The organism is Streptomyces sp. NBC_01471, from assembly GCF_041438865.1.
In the GTDB taxonomy this organism is placed as follows: Bacteria; Actinomycetota; Actinomycetes; order Streptomycetales; family Streptomycetaceae; genus Streptomyces.
The window spans coordinates 4,002,647-4,025,361 of the sequence record NZ_CP109450.1 but is presented as its reverse complement, the minus strand read 5'-3'; the positions used below and the strand labels follow the sequence as shown (position 1 = coordinate 4,025,361).

The following is a 22,715-nucleotide window of genomic DNA, read 5'->3' as shown; positions in this document are numbered from 1 at the left end:
CGACAAGTCAGACGACAAGCAACGCGACAAGCCACCGGCGGGCCGCACCCCTCTTCGGGTGTGGCCCGCCGGACGTCTTCGGGAGGCCGCTCATGATCGTGACCCTGTCCGCCGTTGCCCTCTTCGGAGTGCTCACCTTCGCCCTGCTGCGCAGCCGCTCCGTCGGCCCGCTCACCGCGCTCACCGTGTTCCTCTTCGGGTTCTTCGTCGCCGACACCGGAGCCGCCACCGCCATACGCGCCGTCCTCAACGCGCTCATCAACGCGGCCCACAACATCTCCTGACCCCAACTCACGGAGGTCCCGATCATGACCGACTACGAGCAGCCGATGGCGGCATGGGGGCCGCGGATGAGCGACGCCGAAGCCAACGCCGAAGCCCAACGGATCATCAACGACATCTACCGACCCACCCCTCCCGCCCAGCCGATCCCCACCCACTTCCGCGACGAATCACCGTCTCAGTCGTCCACGGAGGCCGTACCGGTCCATCAGGAAGACCACCGCATCGTCCCTGCCTGGGCCGCCGGGGCCGCGGTCGCCTCCATCGGCATCGGCGCCGGCACGACCGGCATCGGATGCGGCGCCTGGCTCGTCCTGAAGGGATTCGCCTCCATGAGCGTCACCGGAGTCGTCGCCATGGGCGCCCTGTTCACCGGCATCGCGTTCGCCGCGCTCTGCATCGGGGCCGCCCTCTCCCGTGCCAAGTCCAGCGTCTCCAAGCCCGTCTACAACGGGCCGGTCACCACGAACACACACGTGACCACCCACACCAAGGGCACGTTCGCCCGCTCCCACACCCACCTGCACAACTGACCAGACGAGGAGATCCCCATGGCACGCCTGCGCTTTCAGCGCGCTGACTGGCCCCGCCCCGCGCTCATCCTGACTGACACCCCCCGCCCCAACTGCTGGAAGTGCGGCGGAGAGGGCGGGCACCACCACGATTACGGCGATCACACGGGCGAGTACGCCGGGACCGAGTGGGAGCCCTGCCCCTGCTGGGACGAAAACCGCCGATGGGCCCTGCTGCCGCTGCCCCGCCGCCGCCAGTGGGGGACCAGCCGCGACACGAACCCGTGGGCCCCGAACGGCTACCGCGACGAACCCCCCTTCTAGCTACGCCAAGGGCGGCCCCCACATCTCGCCAAAGAAACGGGGCCGCCCTTGCCAGCCAGAACCCAACAGAGAACTGGAGGAATCTCAGCATGACTCAACCCACCCCTATCCGGCGAGTGCCCGACCGGCCGCGCCTGCTCGACGCGTTCTGCTGCCAGGGCGGCGCCGGCAAGGGATATACCGATGCCGGGTTCGACGTGACCGGCATCGACATCGCCCCGCAGCCCCGCTACCCCTATCGGTTCATCCAGGCCGAAGCGGTCGCGTACATCCGCGCCCACGGCCACGAGTACGACGCCATCCACGCATCCCCGCCGTGCCAGTTCGACAGCGACTGCCAGCGCCTCCAAGGCCGCGTCCACCCCGACCTCATCGGCCCCACCCGGGCCGCTCTGGAGTCCACGGGGCGTCCGTGGGTGCTGGAGAACGTGCGCGGTGCCCTCACCAAGCTGAACGCCCCGGTGATGCTGTGCGGGGCCATGTTCGGCCTGGCCACCTACCGCCACCGGTACTTCGAGACCGGCGGCGGCGCCACCCTCACCGCCCCGGAACACCCGCTGCACCTGGTGCCGCAGGCGAAGATGGGCCGCCCCGTCCCGCCCGGCCACTACGGGCAGTTCATCGGGAACTTCTCCGGCGTCGACCACGCCCGCCGCGTGATGGGCGTTGCGTGGATGAACCGCGACGGCATCCGCGAATGCATCCCGCCCGCCTACACCTACCACATCGGAGCCGGGCTCGCCCACCAGGTGAACCACCCGGCGGGGGTGGCGGCATGAACGCCACCGTTCTCCCCCTGCGCCGCCCCAACGGGCTGCGGGTCCTCGATCTGTGCTGCGGCGCAGGCGGCCTCTCCATGGGGTACCACCTGGCCGGGTTCGACGTGACCGGCGTCGACAACCGCCCCCAGCCCCACTACCCCTTCACCTTCCACCAGGCCGACGCCCTGACCTACCTGGCCGCCCTCACCGCGTCCGGGGAGATCCAGCGTTACGACCTGGTGCACGCCTCCTGGCCTTGCCAGAACAAGGCCCGCGTTACCGCCTGGCGCGGCAGCCGCGAGGACCACCCCGACCTCATCACCCCCGGCGGGGAATTGCAGCGCGCCTGCGGGCGCCCCTGGGTCATCGAGAACGTCCCCGAAGCCGCCTGGGACGGCACCCTGCGCCCCGACTACCTCCTGTGCGGGACGCAGTTCGGACTCAACGTCCGCCGCCACCGCGTCTTCGAATCCTCCTGGGGCGGCGGCGGGGACCTGGTCGCACCGTGCTGGCACCGCAAAGACCTCCTCGTCTTCGCACACAAAGGTGAGCGCGCTTACGCGGACGCCATGGGCTGCACCTGGATGAGCAACGTCGAAGCCCGCCAGGCCGTACCCCCCCGCCTACAGCCAATGGATCGGTCACCAGTTCCACACGCTCGGAAAGGCCGCCGCGGCATGACCAACCACCTTCTGAACGCCGCCCTGGCGGCGGCCGCCCGCGGCTGGCGTGTCTTCCCGCTCCGCCCCGGTGACAAGCGCCCCGCCCTGCACGGTCAAGCCGTCTGCCCCGGTCTCGGTGACTGCGCCGGCGGCCACCGCAAGTGGGAACAGCGCGCCACCCTGGCCCCGGACCGGATCCGCCGTGCCTGGGCCGACAGGCCGTTCAACATCGGGATCGCTACCGGCCCGTCCGGGCTGATCGTCGTAGACCTCGACATGCCCAAGCCCACCAGCAGTACGGGCACGCCTTCCGGCGTGACGACCTTTGAGGCGCTCTGCGAGCGCGCCGGACAGGCCGTCCCCGCCACCTACCGGGTCCGCACTGCGAGCGGCGGACAGCACCTGTACTTCACCGCCCCCGACGGGCCCCGGCTGGGGAACACGGCGGGCACCCTCGCCCCGCTGGTCGACACCAGGGCATGGGGCGGCTACGTCGTCGCCCCCGGCAGCACCACCCACAGCGGAACCTACGAAGTCACCGACCCCACCCCGCCCGTGGAACTCCCCGCATGGCTGGCCGACGCGCTCTCACCCGTCCCTCACCGGTCACGGCCGGTAGAGATCCGGGTACAGCGGTGCGGCACCCGGGCCGCCGAAGTCGCCTTGCAGCGCGAGACCGCTGCCGTTGCTGCCGCCTCGGAAGGGGGGCGCAACTCCCAGCTCCTGCGCAGCGCCCGCGCCGTGGGCCGCTTTGTCGCATGGGGCGACATCCCCCGGCACGTGGCCGAAGAAGCTTTTCAGGGAGCGGGCGAAGCGGCCGGACTCCCGGCTGCAGAGTGCCGGGCGACCGTGCGCAGCGCCCTCAACTGGTCCATCCGAACCTGCCGGCCCCAGCAGGAGGCAACGGCATGAGCCCCCAGCACACCCCCCTCCTGAAAAGCCTGACCACCACCCCCACCAGCCCCAGCCCCGCCGAACCGGCCCCGGTCACAACCAGACAGGGGGCGCTGAAGGTCGTCGCCGAAGGCGTCCCCACTGCTGTTCTCCCTGACCCGCGCACGATCACCGTGACCGGGATCGGCCCGGGACTCCACCTGCGTGGACTCGACCGGGGCGAGGTTCCCGTAGCCGATTGGCTCTGCGCCTGCGGGCACCACGAACGCGCCCGCGGCCGCAAGGCCGTCACCGAACTGACCACCCGCGTACGCGTCGGCCACTGCCCGCACAACGCCCCGGCACAGAACCGGAGGGACGCCGCATGACCGGCACCGACATCGACGGCGCGACCCTGCTCGACCAAGTCGAAGCCTTCCATCGCCGTTTTAACGCCTTCCCCGTGGAAGCCGCTTACGTCGCGGTGACGCTGTGGGACGCGCACGCCCACCTTCTCGACTGCTTCGACGCCACCCCGCGACTCGCGTTCCTCTCCCCGGAACCGGCCAGCGGCAAGAGCAGGGCACTGGAGATCGTGGAAACCCTCGTGCCCTACCCCATGGTCGCGGTCAACGCGTCCGCCTCCGCTCTCTTCCGGGCCGTGTCCGGACTGGAGGCACGGCCCACGATCCTCTTCGATGAGATCGACACCGTGTTCGGTCCCAAAGCGGGGGAGAACGAGCAGCTTCGTGGGTTCCTGAACGCGGGACACCGGCGCTCCGGAGTGATGTACCGGTGCGTCGGAGACGGCTCCAACCAGCAGGTCCAGGAGTTCCCCAGCTTCTGCGCGGTGGCCGTCGCGGGGCTTGGGTCGCTGCCGGACACGATCCTCACCCGCTCCGTCATCATCCGCATGCGCCGGCGGGCCCGGAACGAGCGCGTCGAGCCGTTCCGTCAGCGCGTCCACGAGAGCGAAGGCCACGCTCTGCGGGACCAGCTCGCCCGCTGGGCGGACAGCGTGCGTGAACGGGTCGACGGCGCGTTCCCGCAGATGCCGGACGAGGTCACCGACCGGCCCGCCGACGTGTGGGAACCGCTCCTGGCCGTGGCAGACGCTGCGGGCGGGGACTGGCCGAAGCGAGCACGGCAAGCATGCGTCGACCTGGTCAACGCCGCCAAGGTCGATGACAAGGGAAGCGTCGGTATCCGGCTGCTCACCGATCTGCGCGACCAGGTGTTCAACGGCATCGACCGACTGCCCACCGTCGCCATCCTGGACCGGCTCCACAGCCTTGATGAAGCACCGTGGGCCGACATGGGCGGCAAGCCCCTCGACCCCCGAGGCCTGTCGAAGATGCTCCGCGAGTACATGACCGGCGACAACGCCCCGATCGCGGCCCGCAACATCAAGGCCGGGACGAGCGTCATGAAGGGCTACTACGCCACCGACCTGCACGACGCGTGGCAGCGGTACTGCCCTCCCCCCGCTGAAAGTCCGCTACTTCCGCTACCTCCGCTACCGGCCAGCTCAGAGCCCCTTTCCAGGTAGCGGCAAGCCGCTACCTGGCCGCTACCCGCACCACTTTGCCGCTACCGGCCCGACAGCTCACCGCACCGGGCCGGTAGCGGATACATCCGCTACCGCTACCCCTATCCGCTACCTCGATCATGCCCCTGACCAGCGCGGTAGCGGAGGTAGCGGAAGTAGCGGACCTGACAGGTGGGGGGCCGGACCCCCCTCACGCCCTGCCGAGGAGGCAGCGACCCATGAGCGCTCCCCTGTACGCCACTCCCCAGGCCCTGAAGGTCCCAGAAGTGATGGAGGCCCTGCGCCTCAGCCGCAGCAAGGTCTACGACCTCTTCCGATCCAGGCAGCTCGCCAGCTTCACCGTCGGACGCGCTCGCCGTGTCCCGGTCGACGCCCTGAACCAGTACATCCAAGACCAAGTCGAGGAGGCCGCCTGATGGCCAAGCGTCGCGCCAACGGCGAAGGAACGATCACCAAGCGCAAGGACGGCCGCTATCACGCAGCCGCGTACGTCTTCCGCCCGGACGGGACCCGGACGCGGAAGTTCGTCTACGGCAAGACCCGTGATGAGGTGGGCAGCAAACTCACGGAGCTGCAAGAGAAGACGCGGCAGGGCATCCCCGCCGCGTCTTCCACGATGTCGTTCGGGGACTACCTCACCTACTGGCTGGCAACAGTCGCACCGGAACGCCTCAAGCCAGCGACGCTGAACAGCTACGAGGGGCTCTCACGCCTCTACATTCGCCCCGCGCTCGGCAAAAAGAGGCTGAACCGGTTGTCGCCCGCTGATGTGCGGCGGTTTCTCGCAGAGTTCAAGTCTTCCTGCCTGTGCTGCCTCCGTGGGGCGGACAAGGAACGGCCGGAGGGTAAACGCAACTGCTGCGCGGTCGGCCGTTGCTGCAAACGCCGCCCCTCGGCCCGCACGGTCCAGTACATCCATGCGGTTCTGCGGTCCGCGCTGCAACAGGCAATGCGCGAGGAGCTGATCGCGCGGAACGTCGCACGGATCGTGGAAACACCCACAGTCGATACCAAGGAGGTACGTCCGTTGGACGCCGGGGAAGTTCGCCTGTTGCTCCGCACCACGAAGTCTCACCGCCTGTCCGCCCTCTGGCTGCTGCTCGTTTCGACCGGCTTGAGGAGAGGCGAAGCCCTCGGGCTCACCTGGTCAGACGTCGACCTTTCGGGCGGACAGCTCCGTGTGCGGCGGAACGTTCAGCGCATCCGGCGTGAGCTGATCTTCGGTACCCCCAAGACAACGCGATCTGTCCGCACAGTGGCTCTCCCCAAGGGCTGTGTACGGGCTCTCGCCGAGCACCGCGAGCAGCAGGAGCGTGAGCGCAAAGTGGCCGGCCGGAAGTGGCAGCCGATCCCGGAACACCCGGCGGGCCTGATCTTCACCACGGTGACGGGCCGTGTCACCGACCCCCGCAGCCTGAACCGGATGCTCACCCTCCTGTGTCGGGACGCAAAGGTACGGCGGGTGCGCGTGCACGACCTGCGGCACACGTGCGCATCGCTGCTGCTGGCACAGGGGGTCGACGCACGCACGATCATGGAGACGCTCGGGCACAGCACCATCACGATGACCCTGGACACATACGCGCATGTGATGGGCACGACGCTTCGGGCCGCTGCTGATCAGATGGACGACGCGTTGAAGTTCGACGACTCAGAGAGCGGAACGGGGGACGAGACCGGATCGGAGACCGACGCCTGAGCCACGTTTCCGGGCGCGTTGATGTCACCCGCTGATGTCAAAGGCCCCCTGGACCATGTCCAGGGGGCCTTTGACCTGTGTGCACTCGGCAGGATTCGAACCTGCAACCTTCTGATCCGTAGTCAGATGCTCTATCCGTTAAGCTACGAGTGCTTGGCGTTCCGGGCTTTTCTGCCCCGTCTGCGTTGCGAGAACAACATTACATGACCTGCGGCGTCAGGTGAAATCCATTGGCCGCACCCCCTCTGAACTGCGAAAACGCGTCCTGCTGCGCTCTGTGGACACCGTCACGGAACGACTGAAGCCCCGTCCATCGCGGACGGGGCTTCAGTGATCCTTCTGGCGGAGGCGGAGGGATTTGAACCCTCGATGGGCCGTAAAACCCAAACCGCATTAGCAGTGCGGCGCCATAGACCGGACTAGGCGACGCCTCCAGCACACCGAACACAGTCGCGCGAGCGCGAAGTGGTGCGTGCAGATGATGACACAGCCTTGCGGGCCGTCACCAATCGCGCCCCACGGTACTAGGCCGTGGGGTGGCAGAGCAAAGTCGTTCGTGTCGCGCAACGCCCGGGGCGCAGGAGCGTTAGACGGGCTGAGGGGCGCCGCCCCTCAGCGGTACCACTGGCCGGGTCCGCGGATCTGTGTCCGCGGTTCTGTGTCCGCTGATCCGTATCCGTTGGTCCATGTCTGCTGATCCGGGTCGGTTGACCCGTATCCGCTGACCCGGGTCGGCTGATCCGTTCTGCCGAGGAGTTTCGTCATGCTGCGCCGCCTCGCACTCTCCGCCGTCGCCTGTCTTTCCGCACTCGCCGCCGCCCCCGTCGCGTCCGCCGCCCCCGCCGGGCCTGTGCCGACCGCCGCCTCCGCCACCACCGGCGCGGTGCCCGTCCCCTTCCCGTACCCCGGGCACCGGCTTCCCGGTCCGCAGGTCCGTGACCGGCTCACCATCACCGTCTCCGACTCCGGCAGCCGCGCCGCCGACGGCACACGCCGACTGGACTGCGCACCGGCCGGGGGGACACACGCCTCGCCGCAGCGGGCCTGCGACCGGCTGGACCAGCTCGCCGCCGACAAGCGGTCGCCGTTCGCGCCCGTTCCCACCACCATGATGTGCACGATGCAGTACGGCGGTCCGGCCACCGCGCACATCACCGGAGTCTGGCGGGGACAGCCCGTCGACGCGACGTTCCGGCGGACGAACGGGTGCGAGATCGCCCGCTGGAACGCCCTCGAACCCGTGCTTCCCGACACCGTCGCCTGAGGCCGGCCGAGCCGTTCTTCCACACAACCTTGGTGAGAGCTCCCCCTCATCCGCCGCATGTCCGGAGCGCCTGCCTTTAGACTTCCAGCAGTGACACGCCAAGGCCCGAGAGGCAAGATGGGCCAGGTTGTCAGCAAGGTGCAGTAGTTCAGGGAGGAAGCGTCGTCGTGAGCAGCAGGCCATCCCGAGGCGCTGCTCGCCTCGCAGCCATACTTGACGCCCTCCCGGACGGGCTGTTGCTCGTCAATTGCAACGGAACGGTCGTCAACGCCAACTCCATCGCCCTCGACGCCTTCGAAACGCCGGGCACGGCGCTCGTCGGCCGGGGACTGCTCGATCTGCTGCCGGAGTTCGACTCGCGGCTGATTCCGGGCTCGATGCGGCGGCCCGAAGGCGCGGACGAGCAGGGCAGGACCAAGCCGACGCGGATGCTCGCGCGGCGTACCGACGGCGCCGAGTTCCCCGTCGAGGTGACCAGCGCGAACCTGGAGGACGGCCGGGAGGCCTACGACTCCTACGGTGGCGGATTCACCGGTGACGAGCTGCTGATGCTCGTCGTACGGGATCTGTCGGGCACCGTCGACACCGAGGCCGAACTGGCCCGTTCGCAGCGGCAGACCGAGATGATTCTGCGCGCGGCGTCCGAGGGCGTCGTGGGCACCGACACCGACGGGCGCGTCGTACTCGTCAACCCCTCCGTCGCGCAGATCCTCGGCTTCCGGGCGAGCGACCTCGGCGGCAGGGAGCTGCACCCGCTGGTGCAGCACTCCCGCGCCGACGGTGAGCCCTTCCCGTACGACGAGAGCGCCCTCGCCGACACGCTCAGGTCCGGGCGCAAGCACCGGGTGCGCGGGCAGGTGCTGTGGGCGAAGGACGGCAGCCCCGTACCGGTCGACCTGACCACGGCGCCGGTCCGGGACGGCGAGCAGCTCGTCGGCGCGGTGCTGACCTTCGCGGACCGCCGCCCTTACGAGAAGCAGGCGAAGCAGCACGCCGCCGAACTCCGGGCCAAGGACGAGCGGAACGCCGCCGCCGAGGCGCGGCACACGGACGAGCTCGCGGCCCGGGACGAGCAGCACGCGGCCGAGCTGTCGGCGCGGGCGGAGCAGTACGAGGCGCTCGAAGAGCGGCAGCAGCAGCTGACCGCCGTGCTCGGCGACGCGCTGCGCGGGCCGCTGGAGGAGCTCCGGGCCGAACTGGGCACGCTCGCCGCCGACCCGGCAGGTCAGTTGTGGCCCGAGGCCAACCAGATCCTGCACCATCTGGCCGCCGGTTACGCGCGGATGACCACGCTCGTCGACAGCGTGCTCGGCTTCCAGCGGCTCGCCGCCGGAACGGAGGAGCTGACCAGGACGAAGGTCATGCTCGACGCCGTGGTGGCAGCGGGTGTGGAGGGCGCGGTCGAGCTGATCGGCCCCGGCCGGGTGCAGTTCGCGGTGCACGCGCCGCCCATAGAGGCCGAGGTCGACGGGGGGCGGCTGGCGACCGCGCTCGCGCATCTGATCGCCGATGTGGCCGGCGTGGACGCCACGGGCAAGGCGCGGGTCGCCCCCGGCGGCGCCTATGTGGACTCGACGATCGTGGTGGCCGCCGCGCAGCGCGGCAAGGTCGTACGGATCGAGGTGCGCGGGCCGTTCGGCGGCGGCGACCCGGTGCACGAACCGATCGTGCGCGGGATCGTCCGGGCGCACGGTGGCGTGCTCCAGACCCATGAGGTGCCGGGGACGACCGGCAGTGCGTACGTTCTGGAGCTGCCCCTCGGGGGCGGTTCCGGGACGGTGGCTCCGGCCGCTGCGGCCTCCGACGCGTCGGAGGCAGACGGTCCGGCGCCCGACGGGACGAACCAGCCGAACGCCGCATCGGGCGGCGGGCGGCGACGGGGCAGGCGCTCGTCCACCGACGCGTTCCTGGATGGCGCCGGTGGCGACGGGGGCGCGAGCCCGGCAGACGCCACGGGTGCCGGTGCGCCGGAGCCGCCCACGGGGCGCCGCAGGGCGCGTCGTGGGGAAGCCGGTCCCGGTGCGGCTCCTGCGGCTCCTGCGTCTGCTGCGTCTGCACCTGTTCCTGTTCCTGTTCCTGCTCAGTCGTCGGCTCCTGCTCCGGGGGGCGCCGCGGGGACGGCTCAGGGTGCGGCCCGTACGGACGGGACGCACGCGGGCGCTTCCGGTGTGGGTCCTGCGGGAGCGGGCGCCGCGGGCGGACCGGCCGCAGGCCGTCCCGGCCCGGCGATTCCCGCGCAGGAGAACAGCGCCGGTGAGAGCGGGACGGGCCGCAGGCGCGGGCGGACGGAACCGGTGGACGGGGCCGCGGGCGCCGGCGGACTGCCGTCGGAGGGGTCCGTGGTGACCTCCGCCGAGAACGCCCGGGCGAGCGCGCCCGGTACGGGGCACGCACAGCGCGGGGCGACCGTACCGCCGCAGGGCGTACCGGCAGATGCGCCGGCGCCCTCCGGACGGCGTGCGCGGCGCCCCGAGGGCGTGCGCGAGATCGAGAACGCCCGCCCCGCCCTGGGACCCGCACCCGCCGCACCGCAGCCGGGGACCTCGGCACACGGTCAGCCGGGCCAGACACAGACACCGCCCCCCGGCCGCCGGGCACGCCGGGCTCTGGCAACCGCTTCAGCCGCGGCGGCGGAGGCCGAGCGCCCGCGTACGCCGTTCGCGCTTCCTCCCGCGGAAGCCGACCGCGTACAGGAACAGCCGCAAGCGGCGCCCGTGCCGGCCGACGGTTCGATGGGGCCGATCGGTTCGATGGGGCCGGGCGCTTCGGTGCCGGGCCGCCACGACTCCGTACGGACAGCCGGGCATTCCGGGACCGATCCGTTCGCGCCGCAGCACCATCCGGGGGCGAGCGAGGAGGTGGCGAAGGACGGCACGCTGTACGCGTCGCCCGAGGGCTGGCCCTCCGTCACCGAGCGGCCGGTCGCCGACAGGGGCGCGGGCCAGCCGCTGCCCGCCGAGGAGCCGGTCCCCGCCGACGGCACGCAGGGACGTGCCATAAGCGTGCGCACACTCGGCCAGGGCGTGCCGTTCGCCGAACAGATCGTTGCGCAGAACCAGCCGCACTCGCTGGGTTCCGGCCGGCGGCGCAAGCTCGCGGCCCCGCCGGAGGGCGAACGCCCCGAACCGGCCGCCCGGCCGCATCCGCAGACCACCGGGGAGCAGGGCGCACCGCAGCAGGGCGCACCGCAGCCGAATCACTCCCCGCAGGGGCACCAGCCGCAGGCTCGCCTCCCGCAGGGGCACGCGCCTCAGGGGGCGAACCAGCAGGCTCAGGCCCCCCAGCAGGCCCAGCAGGCTCAGGCCCCCCAGCTTCCCCAACAGGCGCAGAAGTCTCCGCAGTCGCTGCCCAAACAGCAGTCTCAGCAGCGTCTTTCGCCCCAGTCGGAGGGCCGTTCGTACGCCATAGGCGCCCCCGACGAGGGATCGGAAGGGCCCGAGCCGCTGGACGGCCCCGGTGGTGCCGTCGAGGTGTCCAACCGGCCTCAGCCGCAGCCCGTCGATGACGAGCTGCCTCCCGAGCCGCTCGACAACCCGCGCCGGCTGCTCGTCTGGCCCGCGCCCGACGTCTCCACCCAGCAGGCACTGAGCGACCGCGGTTACCGCCCGGTGATCGTGCACTCCCGGGAGGAGGTCGACGCCCAGATCGCCGCGTTCCCCGCAGCGCTCTTCGTCGACCCGCTGACCGGACCGATCACCCGTAAGGCGCTGCAGTCCCTGCGCCAGGCCGCGGTGGCGGCCGAGGTGCCCGTCCTCGTGACGGCGGGGCTCGGGCAGGCGACCCGGGAGACGGCCTACGGGGCCGATCCAGCCGTCCTGTTGAAGGCACTGGCCCCGCGCGACACCGAGCAGCACCCGTCGCGCGTCCTGCTGATCGAGCAGCACGAGGAGATCGCGCTCGCCCTGACGGAGACGCTGGAGCGGCGCGGTATGCAGGTGGCCCGGGCCGGTACGGACGCGGAGGCCGTCACCCTGGCCGCCCAGATGCGGCCGAACCTGGTGGTGATGGACCTGATGCAGGTGCGCCGCCGCCGGGCCGGGATCGTCGACTGGCTCCGCGCGAACGGACAGTTGAACCGCACCCCGCTGGTCGTCTACACGTCGGCCGGGATGGACGCGTCCGAACTGCCCGGACTCGCCTCGGGCGAGACCGTGCTGTTCCTGGCAGAACGCTCCACCAGCACCGAGGTCCAGGGCCGGATCGTCGACCTGCTGGCGAAGATCGGCACCAACTGAGACGGACGGAGCCGGTTCAGGCAGGGCCCCCGCCGGCCATGGACCGGGCCGGCCGGGGCAGAGGCAGGGGTCAGAGCTGGGTCGCGTCCAACTCGCCGTCCGCGTACTGCTTCCTGATCACCTTCTTGTCGAACTTCCCGACCGACGTCTTCGGCACGGACGGCACGATCGCCCACCGCTCCGGCAGCTGCCACTTGGCGACGGACTGGGCGAGGAAGGCCCTGAGCTCCTCGTACCCGACGCTCTCGCCCTCCTTCAGCACGACCGTCGCGAGTGGCCGTTCGCCCCACTTCTCGTCCGGTACGGCCACCACCGCGGCCTCGGCGACCGCAGGATGCGCCATGATCGCGTTCTCCAGGTCGACGCTCGAAATCCACTCTCCGCCGGACTTGATGACGTCCTTGGCGCGGTCGGTGAGCGTCAGGAAGCCGTCGGGGCTGATGACGCCGACATCGCCGGTCTTCAGCCAGCCGTCGGCGCTGAACTTGTCGGCGGGCCGGAAGTTCTCGCCGCCCGCGCCGCCGTAGTACGCACCGGCGATCCACGGCCCACGGACCTCCAGCTCGCCGGCCGACTCGCCGTCCCAGGGCAGGATGCCGCCGCCCGGTCCGGCCAGGCGTGCCTCGATGCCGACGGGAAAGCGGCCCTGCGTGACGCGGTAAGGCCACTCCTCCTCCGGGGTCAGCCCGGCGGGCGGGTTGGACGTCGTCCCCAGCGGCGAGGTCTCCGTCATGCCCCAGGCGTGGCAGAGCCGGACCCCCAGCTTGTCGTACGCCTCCATCAGCGCGGGCGGGCAGGCCGCGCCGCCGATGGTGACCCTCTTCATCGAGCTCAGGTCGCGTGGATGGGCGGTCACCTCGGCCAGCAGCCCCTGCCAGATGGTGGGCACGGCCGCGGCGTGCGTCGGCTTCTCCTGCTCGATCATCTCGGCGAGCGGCGCGGGCTGCAGGAAACGGTCGGGCATCAGCATGTTGATGCCCGACATGAAGGTCGCGTGCGGCAGACCCCAGGCGTTGACATGAAACTGCGGCACGACCACGAGCGTCGTGTCCTGGTCGGTGAGCCCCATCGACTGCGCCGAGTTGACCTGCATGGAGTGCAGGTAGATCGAGCGGTGCGAGTAGACGACGCCCTTGGGCTCGCCGGTGGTGCCCGAGGTGTAGCAGAGGGCGGCGGCCTGTCGTTCGTCGATCTCGGGCCAGTCGAATGTCGTGGGGCGGTCCGCGATCAGTTCCTCGTACTCGTGCACGGCCGCTGTGGCCCCGGCGAGCAGCGAGCGGTCGCCCGGGCCGCTCACCACCACGTGCTCGACGGTCGGCAGGTCCGGCAGCAGGGGCGCGAGGAGGGGCAGCAGTGAGCCGTTGACGATGATCACGCGGTCGGCCGCGTGGTTGACGATCCAGATCAGCTGCTCGGCGGGGAGCCGGATGTTGAGGGTGTGCAGAACGGCGCCCATGGACGGGACGGCGAAGTACGCCTCCACGTGCTCGGCGTTGTTCCACATCAACGTCCCCACCACACTTCCCTCGGTTACTCCGAGGTCGTCGCGCAGGGCGTTGGCGAGCTGGACCGCGCGGGTACCCGCCTCGCGGAAGGAACGGCGCTGCGGGTGCTGACTGTCGCCGGTCCAGGTGGTGATGTGAGAGTCCCCGTGCACCAGAGTCCCGTGCACCAGCATGCGGGTCACTGTCAGCGGTACGTCCTGCATCGTGCTCAGCACGGCGTCCTCCTGGTGGGGCAGCGTTGCCTACGCCTGAGTAATGTGCCGCAATTCTGCGCACATACCACTCGGTATGTCACTACCCGTCCTCAGGAAATCCGCTGACATGGGCCGGCTCAGCAGACGGAGTCAGCAGGCGGACTCAGCAGACGGGGGACAGCTCCGGGTCCTCGCGCAGCTTGCCGAGGGCTCGGGAGACCGCGCTCTTGACCGTACCGATCGAGACCCCGAGCACCTCGGCGGTCTGCTGCTCGCTGAGGTCCTCGTAGTAGCGGAGCACCAGCATGGCCCGCTGCCGGTCGGGGAGCTTCATCACCGCGTGCCACATCGCGTCACGCAGCGCCTGCTGCTCGGCGGCATCGGGCGCGGGCGCGGTCCCCGGCTCGGGCAGGTCGTCGCAGGCGAACTCGTCGACCTTGCGCTTGCGCCACTGCGACGTGCGGGTGTTCAGCAGCGCCCGCCGGACATAACCGTCCAGCGCGCGATGGTCCTCGATCCGCTCCCACGCGACATAGGTCTTGGTCAGCGCGGTCTGCAGCAGATCCTCGGCATCACTCGGATTGGCGGTCAGCGAACGGGCGGTACGCAGCAGAACGGGCCCCCGGGCGCGCATGTAGGTGGCGAACGACGAGTACGGCGTCGCCACCTTCGCTGCGCTGGTACAGACTGGCGTGGTCATAGCTCCACGCTAGGAGCCGAACCACCGTGAGCAGATCGCCCAGAGGTGCCGAAGGCGAATCCCCCTCAGGTTGTAGGAGGGGTGGTACCTCCACCTCCTGAAGGTGGAGGACGGGCTCCCCTCGTCGGGGTTCCGGTGCCGGACCGGGGGAGGATTCCGGGGAGGGCACCGGGTGAGGCACCGGGGAAAAGCAGTCCGGTCCGGCAGGTGCGCTAGTCGGCGATGCGGGCCACCGGGGCGTCGACCCGGTTCCGGTCGATGTTGAGTTCCTGGCCGCCGTGCTCCTCCGTCACATCACCCGCGTACTGGTGGATCCGCAGATGCGGCGACCAGTCCTGGCTCCGGAGGGACGACTCCCCGGTCACCGAGGGTTTGCCGTTCCAGCGGGCGAACCACATCACCGATGGCAGGTCCGACGTACCCGCCCTGCGCTCCGCCCCGAGCTGCGCCACCCCGGAGTCCGAGCTGCTGTAGAAGCCGGAGACGTAGCCGAGGCGGGCCACCTCGCGGTCCCAGGAGCGGATGTAGGAGAGGGTCGTGTCGGCGCAGTCGCCGTCGCTCTGGTCGTACGCCTCCATGTCCAGATAGAGCGGCGAGCCCTTCACCATGCCGAGCGCCCCGGCCCGCTCGACCGCGTCGTGTGCCTCGTCCGCTCCCTGGCCGGCCGGGTCGGAGCCGATCGTGACCTTCCGTTTGCCCTCGGCCGCCACACACGGCGACTGCGAGCCGACGTACACCGGAAGGACCTTCCAGCCCATCCCGTACACGCTCGACACCCAGCTCTTGCTGAGCTCGGGCTGGTTCGGACAGCCCCGGCCCCGGCCCCCGTAGTAGACGCCGATGCTCCGGTACGGGGACGACTTCCAGGCACGCATCGTGTCCAGGGACGGGGTGACGCAGGTGTCGAACCCATAGCCGTCGAACCGGTCGGTGTCGGCGGCGACAGCCGACGCCGGGGTCACGGCACCCCTCTCACCGGTCCGGGCACCGCTCTGGGCGCCGGCCCGGGTGCCGGTTGCCCGACCGGCCTGCGTGCCGGGTGGGGGAGCGGTGACGTCCGGTGCGGCGTCCGCGACCGGAGCCGCGAGCAGCAGGAGGGCGGCCGCGCCGAGAAGATGGGACAAGAACATCTTTTGTCGTTGCATAGGGCGCAGTGAACGGCCCGCCGGCCCGGACCGCCCAGGACCCACGCCGCAGTGTCAGCCGTCCGTGCCGAGGATGAGCCCGGATGTGGGTACGCCGGTACCCGCGGTGACGAGGGTCGTGGCCGCACCGGGTATCTGGTTCACCGAGGTGCCGCGCACCTGCCGTACGCCTTCCGCTATGCCGTTCATGCCGTGCAGATACGCCTCCCCCAACTGGCCGCCATGGGTGTTCAGCGGGAGCGCGTCCTCCGCGACGAAGGACGCCGCCTCGCCCGGGGAGCAGAAGCCGAACTCCTCCAGTTGCATCAGCACGAACGGAGTGAAGTGGTCGTAGAGGATGCCCACGTCGATGTCGGACGGCCGCAGACCGGACGTCTGCCAGAGCTGCCGGGCCACCACGTTCATCTCGGGCAGCCCGCTGAGATCGTCCCGGTAGAAACTGGTCATCTGCTCCTGTGCCCGGCCCGCCCCCTGCGCCGCAGCAACGATCACCGCCGGCGGACGGCGCAGATCACGGGCGCGCTCGGCGCTGGTGACGACGATCGCCTGTCCCCCATCGGTCTCCTGGCAGCAGTCGAGCAGCCGCAGCGGCTCCACGATCCACCGCGAGGCGGCGTGATCGGCGAGGGTGATCGGCTTCTCGTAGAAGTACGCCGCAGGGTTGCGCGCCGCATACCGGCGGTCGGTCACCGCGACATGACCGAACGCCTCCGACGAGAGGCCGTACGTGTGCAGATACCGCTGGGCGGCCATCGCCACCCAGGAGGCGGGCGTGAGCAGCCCGAACGGCAGTGCCCAGCCGAGCGCCGCCCCCTCGGCCGACGGCTCCCTGTGCTGGACCCCCGAGCCGAACCTCCGCCCGGAGCGCTCGTTGAATGCCCGGTAGCAGACGACCACGTCCGCCACTCCGGCAGCGACGGCGAGCGCGGCCTGCTGCACCGTGGCACAGGCGGCGCCGCCGCCATAGTGGATGCGGGAGAAGAAGGAGAGTTCCCCGATCCCGGCGGCCTGGGCGACCGTGATCTCGGGGCTGGTGTCCATGGTGAAGGTGACCAGACCGTCCACGTCGGCGGGGGTGAGACCCGCGTCGTCGAGGGCCGCATGGACCGCTTCCACGGCGAGTTTGAGCTCGCTGCGTCCGGAGTCCTTCGAGAACTCGGTCGCACCGATGCCGGCGATGGCGGCCTTCCCGCCGAGCGAGTCGGGCCTGCTCCTGCTCACGCGGCCACCCCGCTCCCGGAATCCGCACCGGAGCCGGTGGTGGGACCGGTGGTGAGGCCGGAGCCGGAGCTGGCGGTGGGGCCGGTACTCACGGCATCGCACCCATCCGCAGCCTCTTCCGCGCTCGTGCTCCCCTCCGCACCCGAAGCTGTGACGGTCACGCTGCCTGTGACATGGCGGCCCTTCCCGTTGGTGCCGACGATCCGAACCTCCGCTTCGTCCCCCTCCACCGCAGTGACCGTGCCCGTCAACACCATGGTGTCTCCCGGATAGTTGGGAGCCCCGAGCCGGATCGCGACCTTGCGCAGCTTGTATCCGGGGCCGAAATGGTCGGTGATGTATCTGCCGACCAGTCCGTTGGTCGTGAGGATGTTCATGAAGATGTCCGGGGAGCCCTTCTCCCTCGCGGCCTCGGCATCGTGGTGGACGTCCTGGTAGTCGCGGGAGGCGACCGCGCCCGCGACGATCAGCGTGCGGGTGATCGGGATCTCCAACGGCGCCAGTTCATCGCCGACTCTCATACCGGCTCCTCCATCTCTGCGGTTCCCGCGTCACCGTCCACCAGCAACGTGCCCAACTCGTCCAGCACTTCGCTGCCGCAGCCCAGATACGCGTCGAGCTGCCGCCCCCATAGGAAGTGCCGGTGCACCGGATGTTCGAGGTCGGATCCCAGCCCACCGTGCAGATGCTGGCCCGCGTGCACGACCCGCTTGCCCGCCTCCGACGCCCACCACGCCGCGTTGAGCGCATGGGTGGCGAACGGCAGTCCCTCGTCGTGCCGCCAGGCCGCCTCGTACGCCGTGACCCGTATCGCCTCGGTGTCCATGTACGCGTCCGCCGCCCGCAGCAGCACCCCCTGGTTGGTGGAGAGCGGCCGCCCGAACTGCTCCCGCTCCGAGGTGTACGAGACGGCCCGCGCGAGCGAACCCGCGCAGACACCAGCCTGGAGCCCCGCGAACGCGATCCGCGCCACGGCCAGCACCTGCTGATACGCGCCCGGACCGCCCAGCGCCTCGGCCGGCGTACCGGACAGGGTCAGCCGTCCTCCCGACCAGGGCGCGGTGCTCTCCACCCGGTCTGTCCGCGCGTCCGCCACCCGTACCAGCCAGAGCCCGAGATCCTGGTCGGCGACCAGGACCAGAGTGGCGTCCCGCAGCCACGGCACGAACGGCACGATCCCGCTCAGCCTGCCGTCCGCATCGGCCCGTACGCCTCCCCGTGCCGGGAACGCACCCGTCGCGACCGCCGTTCCCTCCCGCAGCCCGGGCAGCAGTCTCCCGCGCTGCTCGTCCGTGCCATGGGCGGTGACCGCCAGCAGCCCGTACACACAGGTCGCGGTGAAGGGGACCTGGGCCGTGGACCGGCCCTGCTCCTCCAGGAGCAGCACCAGGCCGAGCAACCCCGTCTCCTCGGCCGCGGCCACCAGCCCCGCCGCGCCCAGCGCCTTCCACAACTCGGCGTCCGTCCCGGTGCCGGCCGCTGTCAGCCGCTCGTGCGTGGCCAGGTCCGAGAAGATCCGTGCGGCCAGGTCCCGTGCGGCTTCCTGCTCCTCCGTCGGTGTGAAGTCCATGTCAGCCCCCGCCTCCCCTGAACACCGGCAGCTCCACGTCCTCCTCCACCCGCAGGAATTCAAGGCTCACGGGCAGACCGACCCGCACCTTGTCGTACGGCACTCCGATCACGTTGCTCACCATGCGCACCCCCTCGGCCAGCTCGATCAGGCCCACCGCATAGGGCGGATCGAAGGCCGGAAAGGCCGGATGGTGCATGACCACGTACGAGTAGACCGTCCCGGCCCCGCTCGCCGCGATCGTGTCCCACTGGGGCGACCCGCACGCGTTGCAGCCCGGCAGCCAGGGAAACCGCAGCGCCGAACAGGACGTGCACCGCTGGATCAGCAGCTGGTGGCGGGCCACTCCGTCCCAGAACCCGGCATTGTCCCGGTTGACCACCGGGCGCGGCCGCCTCGCCCCCGGCCGCCCCGCCCGCGCGCCCTTCGCCCCGCCCGTCGTCCCGCCCGGGGCCGCGCCGTCGGCCGTACGACCAGAATCAGAAGCGACCGTGCTGCGGGACCCGGTGGCAGCCGTGCCGCCGGACTCGGCGCCGACCTCAGCCGGTGTCCTCGCCCCCGCCGCAGGCGCGTACTTGAGGATCCGGAAGCGGTGCGTCCCCGCCAGCTGGCCCTCGCCCCGGACGTCCATCCGTGTGGTGACGAAATACCCGGTCCCCAACGCGGTCTTCTTGCGCTCGGAGACCGACTCGATCACCGCGTCGAAGGTGATCCGGTCGCCGGGCCGCAGATCCCGCAGATACTCCTGTTCGCAGTCGGTCGCCACGACCGCCGTGCAGCCCGCACCGTCCAGCAGGGCGAAGAGCTCGTCGTAGGCGGCGGTCCTGCCCGTATGCCCCGAGAGCCCTCCCATCGTCCACGCCTGGAGCATGGTGGGCGGCGCGACAGCCGGATAGGCCGGGCTCACGTCCCCCATCGCCTCGCACCAGTGCCTGATCATCGCCTCGTTGACCGTGTCCTTGCCCACTCCCGAGGTCGCGGCCGGTCGCCCCTCGTACGCCTTCAGCCGCTCGTACAGCCGATCCCTGCCGCTCGGCTCCGCACGGCTGACCGCCCCACCGCTGACCGCACCGGCGTTCACCACACCGCCGCTGACCGCACCGCCGTTCACCGTCCCGTCCCTCACCACCTCACCGCTCACCTCTTCCGGCTCCTCATCCCGAGTCGCATCGTCGCGACGATCTCCCGCTGCACCTCGCTCACCCCGCCCCCGAATGTGTTGATCTGCGCCGCCCGGTTCATCCGCTCCAGCTCCCCGTCCCCGAAAGCCCCCGGAGCCCCCGCCCGGATCAGCGCCGTCTCCCCCGCAATTTCCTGACACATTCGATACACCTCTACGGCGCTCTCGGTTCCCAGAAACTTGACCCCACTTGCGTCGCCCGGCGCGAGAGTCCCGGCTCCGACGTCCCCGACCAGCCGCCAGTTGAGCAATCTGACGGCCGCGAGCCGGGCGTGCACCTCCGCGAGCCGCGCCCTGATCCACGCGCGGTCGGCCGGTCGTACGCCGGTCTCCGGGTCGGGTGTGCGGGCGTACGCCAGGACCTCCGCATAGCAGTCCTCCGCCTGCATACCGATCGCGGCCAGCGCCACCCGCTCATGGTTGAGCTGGTTGGTGATCAGCTTCCAGCCCGCGTTCTCGGCGCCGACCAGGTTCCCCGCAGGCACCCGGATCCCGTCGTAGTACGTGGCGGTCGTGGTCTGGCCGCCCACCGTCTCGATCGGGGTCCACGAGAAGCCGGGGGCGTCCGTCGGCACCAGCACGATCGAAATACCGCGGTGCTTGGGCGCATCCGGATCAGTCCGGCAGGCGAGCCAGATCCAGTCGGCGTTCTGGGCGTTGGACGTGAAGACCTTCTGCCCGTCGATCACCCACGTGTCGCCGTCCCGCACCGCGCGCGTGCGCAGCGAGGCGAGATCAGTACCGGCCGACGGCTCGCTGTAGCCGATCGCGAAGACGACGTCGCCGGACAGAATGCGCGGCAGGAAGTAGTCCTTCTGCTCCGGCGTCCCGTACTTCATCAGCGTCGGGCCGACGGTGTTCAGCGTGACCATCGAGACGGGCACACCCGCGCGGTACGCCTCGTCGAAGAAGACGAACTGCTCATCGGGGCCGCGCCCCCTGCCTCCGTACTCGACGGGCCAGCCCAGCCCCAGCATCCCGTCGGCTCCGACGCGTCGCAGCAGCGCCCGCTGTTCCGCGGCGTGTGCGCCGGGGCCCGGAGGGGGGTCACCCCCGGCTCCCGGCCCTTGTCGCATCACTTCACTGAAATAGGCACGGAGTTCGGCACGGAGTTCCAACTGCCTCTCCGTCGGGGCGAGGTGCACGTCGGCGGCCTCCCTGGCATCCGGATCAGGGTTTCTGACTGTCCGTCAGATACAGGTCGGGTGTCAAGACCGGAGCCCGGCCCCAACTGCCGCAGCAGCACGCAGAAAACCGCCCGGGCGGCGATGCCTCAGCACCGTCGCCCGGACGTTCACTCACCCTGTGCAGTACGCGTGCGGTTCCCGCACGACCCCCACGATCCCGACCCCCATCGGGCCGGATGTCACCAGAGCCGCGTGAAGTTCACCGTGTAGTGGGCCTGGTCGATCGAGGTGAACGCCGAGCCGTTCACACTCGCCGTGCTGTTCTGGTTCGACGCGCCGGAGCCAGTGGCAACCTGCTGCGTGGTGGTCGAGTTGCCGTTGTTGTTGTGCCCGACGCCACTGCCGACGACCCCGGCAACACTGGCGTTGGATCCGCTGCCCGCGACAGCACCGTTGTCCGCGGTTGCCACACCTGTGAAGAGGGCCGCTGCCAGCGGCAGGGCGGCGACGGCGGCAAGGACGCGAACGGTACGGATGTGTGCCATGTCATTTCCTCCAGGAACCAGAAGTGCGGCTGTTTCCGGGGCAGTTGGCCGACCGCCCCGGCGAAGTGATTCACGACTGTCGCGAGATCAGAGTTGCCCACCAGACCCCCGCCGAACCAGCCTGGAAGCCCTGATTCCCTCGCAAGCGTGACGTTAAGTCGATAAACCCCCATCACGACACGAACCTGCGCAGCGACCGCTGCCCACCCGGAGAACCCGGGCGCCCCAGGAGGTGAAGCGTTCCTGCACTTCTTCCGGGCGGGGCGCGAAAGAGCTTTCCGCCCCACTTTCCCTATTCGAACACATGCACGATAATGAACACATGGCCGCCATCGACAGGCACGACGCCACCCTGGCCCTCGCCCACGCGCTCTCCGCCGCCGAGCTCGGGCTCCCCGTCATCCCCCTGTCCCGCACCAAGCTCCCGGCGATCCCCTCGCCGCATCACGGGGAAGCCGGCCCGGTCCGCTGTCGCGGCGCCTGTGGCCGTACGGGACACGGCGTCCACGACGCCACGGCCGACCCCGCAGCCGTGCGCGCGCTGTTCGCCGCCGCCCCCTGGGCCACCGGTTACGGCATCGCCTGCGGCCGGCCGCCGCACCATCTGATCGGCATCGACCTCGACACCAAGGCGGAGACCGACTCCACGGCCGCTCTGCAACGCCTCGCGCTCAAGCATCTGTTCACGATCCCGGAAACCGTCACCGTGCTCACCCCGAGCGGCGGCAGCCATCTCTGGCTGACCGGACCACCCGACAGGGTCGTCCCCAACTCGGTGAGCCGGCTCGCTCCCGGCATCGACATCCGGGGCGCCGGTGGTTATCTCGTGGGGCCCGGTTCACTCACGGCCCACGGTGTCTACCGCCTCGCTCCCGGCACGGCACATCTGACGCCCGCGCCCTGTCCTCGTGCTCTGCTCCGTCTGCTCACGCCTCCTGAGCGTTCCCCGTACTCCACCGGCCGGCCCGCTCAGGGCCATGGCCTGGTGCACTTCGTACTCGCCGCCCATGAGGGGCAGCGCAACACCCGTCTGTTCTGGGCCGCCTGCCGCGCCTACGAGAACGGTTTCGGCGACCAACTCGCCGACCGGCTCACCCGTGCGGCTGTCCGTACCGGACTCACCGAGCATGAAGCCCGTGCCACCATCGCCTCGGCAGCCCGCCTGACGATGCCCGCACCGCGATCGGTGCGGCCTGCTTGATCGGTGTGGCCTGCGCGACCTGCGTGGCCTGCTTGCTCCGTGCGGTCCTTGCGACCTGTGCGGTGCACGTGGTCTTTGCGGCCTGCATGGCCTGCGTGACTCATGCGGTGCCCGTGGTCCCTGCGGTCTGCATGGCCTGTGCGATCCATGCGGTCCGCGCGATCTG

General features: G+C 70.4%; 20 protein-coding genes, 2 tRNA genes and 2 pseudogenes. 13 read left to right on the top strand and 11 right to left on the bottom strand.

Features of this window, described 5'->3' with window-relative positions:
- The first annotated feature begins 92 nt into the window (after nt 1-92).
- From OG285_RS17690 to OG285_RS17645, 10 genes and pseudogenes are all read left to right on the top strand, one after another.
- The gene (locus OG285_RS17690; RefSeq protein ID WP_371791506.1) at nt 93-284 is read left to right on the top strand and encodes a hypothetical protein; all 192 of its coding nucleotides are present in this window, start codon (nt 93-95) and stop codon (nt 282-284) included.
- Nucleotides 285-308: 24 nt separating this feature from the next.
- Entirely contained in the window at nt 309-815 is a 507-nt protein-coding gene (locus tag OG285_RS17685) for a hypothetical protein (RefSeq protein WP_371791505.1), read from the top strand.
- Between the two features lie 18 nt (nt 816-833).
- The gene (locus OG285_RS17680) at nt 834-1,118 is read left to right on the top strand and encodes a hypothetical protein (protein ID WP_371791504.1); all 285 of its coding nucleotides are present in this window, start codon (nt 834-836) and stop codon (nt 1,116-1,118) included.
- An 89-nt stretch (nt 1,119-1,207) separates the two neighbouring features.
- Nucleotides 1,208-1,897 (top strand): SAM-dependent methyltransferase, encoded by a 690-nt coding sequence (locus OG285_RS17675; protein WP_371791503.1) that lies wholly within the window; start codon nt 1,208-1,210, stop codon nt 1,895-1,897.
- Nucleotides 1,894-2,560 (top strand): annotated as a pseudogene (locus tag OG285_RS17670) (DNA cytosine methyltransferase). Before OG285_RS17675 ends, OG285_RS17670 begins: the two are co-directional and overlap by 4 nt.
- Nucleotides 2,557-3,453: a bifunctional DNA primase/polymerase gene (locus tag OG285_RS17665; RefSeq protein ID WP_371791502.1), complete on the top strand. Its 897-nt coding sequence runs from the start codon at nt 2,557-2,559 to the stop codon at nt 3,451-3,453. The pseudogene OG285_RS17670 and the gene OG285_RS17665 overlap by 4 nt, the downstream one beginning before the upstream one ends.
- A complete protein-coding gene (locus OG285_RS17660) occupies nt 3,450-3,803 on the top strand; it encodes a hypothetical protein (protein WP_371791501.1) in 354 nt (117 codons plus the stop codon). The genes OG285_RS17665 and OG285_RS17660 overlap by 4 nt, the downstream gene beginning before the upstream one ends.
- On the top strand, nt 3,800-4,963 hold the full coding sequence (locus OG285_RS17655; RefSeq protein WP_371791500.1) for a DUF3631 domain-containing protein: 1,164 nt from the start codon (nt 3,800-3,802) through the stop codon (nt 4,961-4,963). The genes OG285_RS17660 and OG285_RS17655 overlap by 4 nt, the downstream gene beginning before the upstream one ends.
- A 218-nt stretch (nt 4,964-5,181) precedes the next feature.
- Nucleotides 5,182-5,379 carry a helix-turn-helix domain-containing protein gene (locus tag OG285_RS17650; RefSeq protein ID WP_371791499.1) on the top strand — a complete coding sequence of 66 codons (198 nt, stop codon included), beginning with the start codon at nt 5,182-5,184 and terminating at the stop codon, nt 5,377-5,379.
- Nucleotides 5,379-6,662: a tyrosine-type recombinase/integrase gene (locus OG285_RS17645; protein ID WP_371791498.1), complete on the top strand. Its 1,284-nt coding sequence runs from the start codon at nt 5,379-5,381 to the stop codon at nt 6,660-6,662. The genes OG285_RS17650 and OG285_RS17645 overlap by 1 nt, the downstream gene beginning before the upstream one ends.
- Nucleotides 6,663-6,742: 80 nt before the next feature.
- Here the strand turns inward: OG285_RS17645 and OG285_RS17640 are convergent.
- A tRNA-Arg gene (locus tag OG285_RS17640) sits at nt 6,743-6,815 on the bottom strand.
- Between the two features lie 187 nt (nt 6,816-7,002).
- Nucleotides 7,003-7,096 (bottom strand) — tRNA-Ser (locus OG285_RS17635).
- A 329-nt stretch (nt 7,097-7,425) separates the two neighbouring features.
- Here OG285_RS17635 and OG285_RS17630 point away from each other — a divergent pair.
- Both OG285_RS17630 and OG285_RS17625 read left to right on the top strand, forming a co-directional pair.
- On the top strand, nt 7,426-7,926 hold the full coding sequence (locus OG285_RS17630) for an SSI family serine proteinase inhibitor (RefSeq protein WP_356826869.1): 501 nt from the start codon (nt 7,426-7,428) through the stop codon (nt 7,924-7,926).
- A 167-nt stretch (nt 7,927-8,093) separates the two neighbouring features.
- Nucleotides 8,094-12,161 (top strand): PAS domain-containing protein, encoded by a 4,068-nt coding sequence (locus tag OG285_RS17625; RefSeq protein WP_371791497.1) that lies wholly within the window; start codon nt 8,094-8,096, stop codon nt 12,159-12,161.
- Nucleotides 12,162-12,231: 70 nt separating this feature from the next.
- On the opposite strand, the gene OG285_RS17620 is transcribed toward OG285_RS17625, so the two are convergent.
- From OG285_RS17620 to OG285_RS17580, 9 genes and pseudogenes are all read right to left on the bottom strand, one after another.
- A complete protein-coding gene (locus tag OG285_RS17620) occupies nt 12,232-13,881 on the bottom strand; it encodes a long-chain fatty acid--CoA ligase (RefSeq protein ID WP_356826867.1) in 1,650 nt (549 codons plus the stop codon).
- A 142-nt stretch (nt 13,882-14,023) separates the two neighbouring features.
- On the bottom strand, nt 14,024-14,560 hold the full coding sequence (locus OG285_RS17615; RefSeq protein WP_356826866.1) for a SigE family RNA polymerase sigma factor: 537 nt from the start codon (nt 14,558-14,560) through the stop codon (nt 14,024-14,026).
- A gap of 212 nt (nt 14,561-14,772) precedes the next feature.
- The gene (locus tag OG285_RS17610) at nt 14,773-15,705 is read right to left on the bottom strand and encodes a DUF1906 domain-containing protein (protein WP_371791496.1); all 933 of its coding nucleotides are present in this window, start codon (nt 15,703-15,705) and stop codon (nt 14,773-14,775) included.
- 54 nt (nt 15,706-15,759) lie between these two features.
- Nucleotides 15,760-16,926 carry a lipid-transfer protein gene (locus OG285_RS17605; RefSeq protein WP_356826864.1) on the bottom strand — a complete coding sequence of 389 codons (1,167 nt, stop codon included), beginning with the start codon at nt 16,924-16,926 and terminating at the stop codon, nt 15,760-15,762.
- A 140-nt stretch (nt 16,927-17,066) separates the two neighbouring features.
- Nucleotides 17,067-17,447 (bottom strand): annotated as a pseudogene (locus OG285_RS17600) (MaoC family dehydratase); the annotation flags it as partial.
- The gene (locus OG285_RS17595; protein ID WP_371791495.1) at nt 17,444-18,496 is read right to left on the bottom strand and encodes an acyl-CoA dehydrogenase family protein; all 1,053 of its coding nucleotides are present in this window, start codon (nt 18,494-18,496) and stop codon (nt 17,444-17,446) included. The pseudogene OG285_RS17600 and the gene OG285_RS17595, both read right to left, overlap by 4 nt.
- A 1-nt stretch (nt 18,497) precedes the next feature.
- Nucleotides 18,498-19,514 (bottom strand): bifunctional MaoC family dehydratase N-terminal/OB-fold nucleic acid binding domain-containing protein, encoded by a 1,017-nt coding sequence (locus OG285_RS17590; RefSeq protein WP_371793560.1) that lies wholly within the window; start codon nt 19,512-19,514, stop codon nt 18,498-18,500.
- 119 nt (nt 19,515-19,633) lie between these two features.
- Nucleotides 19,634-20,821 carry an acyl-CoA dehydrogenase family protein gene (locus OG285_RS17585; RefSeq protein WP_371791494.1) on the bottom strand — a complete coding sequence of 396 codons (1,188 nt, stop codon included), beginning with the start codon at nt 20,819-20,821 and terminating at the stop codon, nt 19,634-19,636.
- 221 nt (nt 20,822-21,042) lie between these two features.
- Nucleotides 21,043-21,348 carry a hypothetical protein gene (locus OG285_RS17580; RefSeq protein WP_327296549.1) on the bottom strand — a complete coding sequence of 102 codons (306 nt, stop codon included), beginning with the start codon at nt 21,346-21,348 and terminating at the stop codon, nt 21,043-21,045.
- Between the two features lie 322 nt (nt 21,349-21,670).
- Here OG285_RS17580 and OG285_RS17575 point away from each other — a divergent pair, with 322 nt between their 5' ends.
- Nucleotides 21,671-22,549 carry a bifunctional DNA primase/polymerase gene (locus tag OG285_RS17575; RefSeq protein ID WP_371791493.1) on the top strand — a complete coding sequence of 293 codons (879 nt, stop codon included), beginning with the start codon at nt 21,671-21,673 and terminating at the stop codon, nt 22,547-22,549.
- Nucleotides 22,550-22,715: the final 166 nt, after the last annotated feature.